The sequence below is a fragment of the Cupriavidus sp. 05T313 genome (assembly GCF_056396665.1).
In genome coordinates this window covers 1-3,035 of sequence record NZ_JBFTLX010000435.1, presented here as the reverse complement: position 1 = coordinate 3,035, position 3,035 = coordinate 1, and the positions used below count along the sequence as shown (strand labels likewise).

Genomic DNA, 3,035 nt, shown 5'->3' with positions numbered 1-3,035 from the left:
AAGAACTCGACGCCCGCGCCATGCGCGCCGTGCGCGGCGGCTTCGTGCCCTTCCTGCCCGTGTTCAGCGCCGTCAAGATCGACTCGACCTTCAATGCCGAGCAACTGATCGGCCAGACGCAGAACGTCACCAACATGAATGGCAACAACACGGCCTTCGCCGCGGATATCAAGTCGCACGTGAGCTCAACGCAGAACGCGAACAACAACATCTATCGTTGAAGCCACCGCCGCCCTCCCGGATTGCCGGGCGGGGCGGCCCTCTCTTGCCGCCTTCATGGCAGCCAGCCTCCAATTACAGGTTGGATAGCGCCGCCGGCGGATACACAATGAAGCATGGCGAGGCCTGCTTGCTTGCATCCGGGCCGTGACCGACCCGGCGCAGCTGGCGCCGGCGACGTGACGAACGGGGCCTGCTGCCCGCCTAGTCCTTTTCGGTTCGCTTGCGCCTGCAGGAGGCGATCGTGCCAGACCTTTCCACTCCGTTCCGTGTGCATCGATCACGCACCGCCGCAAAGCGATGCCTGATGGCAGGCGCGTGCCTGCTGGCGCTGGCCGGCTGTGCCGATTTTCGTCCCCCGGTGTACGAACGCCCGGTAACACCGGCCAAGCCCGACTGGGCGCGCCAGGGTTCGATCACCGTCTCGGCGTCGGACACCATCGTGCCGAACTGGTGGCAGGCCTTCCGGGATCCCTATCTGGACGGACTGGTCGACAAGGCCATCGCTGGCAATTACGACATCAAGGTGCTGGCCGCGCGAATCAAGGTGGCAGGCGCACAGATTTCCGAGGCGAAGGCCGGTGCGCTGCCGGTCTTTGATGTCGGCGCCGGTGCAAGCTTCGAGAAAACCACAGGGCAGAACCTGGTCAAGACTTACAACCTGGGCACCCAGGTCAACTGGGATATCGACATCTGGGGCAAGGTCGAGAAGGGCGTGCAAGCCCAGACCGCGGAATTCAACGCGACCGAAGCGGATTGGCGCGCCGGCTACCTCACCCTGGTCTCGGACGTGTCCACTACCTATTTCCAGATCCTGCAGTTCGACGAACAGATCGATCAGCAGTCCAGGTCACTGGCCAAGAACAAGCAGATCCTCGCCACCTACCAGGCGATGTTCCAGAACGGACTGGTCCCCAAGATCCGGGTGATGCAGCAACAGGCGGAAATCAACCGGCTGACCAAGAACCTGCTGGAACTGCGCCGCTCGCGCGATATCTCGGAGAATGCACTTGGCACGCTGGTCGGCGTGCCGGCGGGCGTTTTCAAGGTACCCGCGGGGCGCTTGCAAGAGCGCGTGCAGTTGCCCGCGGTGCCGGCCGGGCTACCGTCGCAGTTGCTCTCGCGGCGCCCGGATATCGTGGCGGCGGAGTACCGCGTGCTTGAGTCATACAACCTGGTCGGACAGGCGCGGCTGGCGCAGTTGCCCACCGTCAGCCTGACCGGTCGCGGCGGCACCGCAAGCTTCGCCTTGTCGGATCTGCTGAAGTCCTTCACATTCGGCCTGATGCCGAGCATCAACCTGCCCATGCTGGATCCGAACGTGCGTGCGCATGTCAAGACCACCGAGGCGCAGACCAAGGTGGCCGAGAACGAGTACGGCCGCACGGTGATCACTGCATTCGAGGAGGTGGAGAACGCACTGGTCAACGTCGATGCGCACAAGAAGCAGCGGGTGGAGTTGCAGCAGCAGGTGGAGCAACTGCGCGTCGTGTCGGCGCAGATCGAGGCTCAGCTCAAGGAAGGCGTTGTGTCCCAGCTTGAAGTATTCGAGACCGAGCGGTCACTGCTCAGCGCGCAACTCGAGTTGTTGGCGAACCACCAACAAATCCTGGCCGACACTGTCACCCTGTACAAGGCACTTGGCGGAGGGTGGCCAAGCGTCGAAGTGAGCAATGCGGGAAAGGACGCGCCGCGGCAGGTGGCGAAATAGACCCCGCGACAATCCATGTATCGGGACCGGACGATCCCGGCAAAGCCGGCGCCAGGCCCGCAATACGCCGCCGGTGGACGTTTGACTACCGGCAAGCGTGGCCTACTATGTCCTTAGTCAACACGTTCCCGGCGGAGCGGGCCGRTTCGGCCCCGCGCCGCCGCCATGGAAAATGGCTTGCCGCCGGCGCACGCGCCGCGGCTCGCGCTGTTGGTGGTATCGAAACATGGCTCCAGACGAAGCTCTGATTGTCGAGATACGGGCAAAGGTGGGGCAGGCGTTCGATATCGTGCTTGTCCCCATCTCGCACCCCGAGTTGGGCGAGATCCGCATCGACGAGAGCCTGTTCGCCGTGGGCCGCGCGGAAGCGCCATTCGCCGCATATCCTCCCGATGTGGCGGCCGCGCTTTCACGCCGTCATGCGCGCATCTTCTCCGAGCACGGCGCGGCCTATATCGCGGACCTGGGCAGCAAGAACGGCACCACGGTCAACGGCGAGACCGTGGTACTGCAGCCGGCGAGATTGCGCGATGGCGACGAGGTGMGCTTYGGCGCGGCGCTGTGCTATCGGGTGCGTCTGGCTTCGCGCACGCCGGTACAGGCACCGGAGCCGATATCGGTCGTGCTGACGCTCACCCCCGAGCGCGACGACCTGGGCCTGCAGCCAGTCGAGGTGGCCGGATTTCCTTTCCTGGTCAGCAAGGCCGACGAGACCTTCTCCCGCTACAAGGAGGTCTATCCTCACCAGGTCAACTATGTCTCGCGCCGTCACGCGCACATTTTCCTGAAGGGTGGGCAGCCTTTCATCGAGGATCTGGGCAGCACCAACGGCACCTTCGTCAACGGCAAGCGCGTGGAAGAACACGCGGTTCCCCTTGGTGAGAGGGACCTCGTTGCCTTTGGCGGCAATCATTTCGTCTATCGGGTCGGCATACGGAACGATGCGGCCACGGATGCGACCGTCACCAGCTCGAACCTGCCGCCCCCCCAAGGCACCGGCACGCCTGCGCAGAGCGCGCCAGACGTGGCGCCGACGTGCGCACCGCCCGTTCCAGTGGCAGCCGCCGCAACCGTGGCCGAGCCGGCCCACGATCCAGACAAGACC

At 64.3% G+C, this 3,035-nt stretch carries 3 protein-coding genes; all 3 read left to right on the top strand.

Annotated elements, in window-relative coordinates; genetic code table 11:
• Positions 1-221 (top strand): hypothetical protein (locus AC1DKD_RS40430; protein WP_477144663.1); only part of this gene is annotated, 221 nt, incomplete at its 5' end.
• Between the two features lie 305 nt (positions 222-526).
• Positions 527-1,930, top strand: a complete 1,404-nt coding sequence (locus tag AC1DKD_RS40425; RefSeq protein ID WP_276286980.1) for an efflux transporter outer membrane subunit — start codon at positions 527-529, stop codon at positions 1,928-1,930.
• 226 nt (positions 1,931-2,156) lie between these two features.
• Positions 2,157-3,035, top strand: an 879-nt coding sequence (locus AC1DKD_RS40420) for an FHA domain-containing protein (RefSeq protein ID WP_477144662.1), incomplete at its 3' end; no start/stop codon positions are given.

Excerpts from the sequence above, each read along its gene's own strand:
- AC1DKD_RS40425 (WP_276286980.1), top strand. The coding sequence starts at position 527 with ATGGCAGGCGCGTGCCTGCTGGCGCTGGCCGGCTGTGCCGATTTTCGT.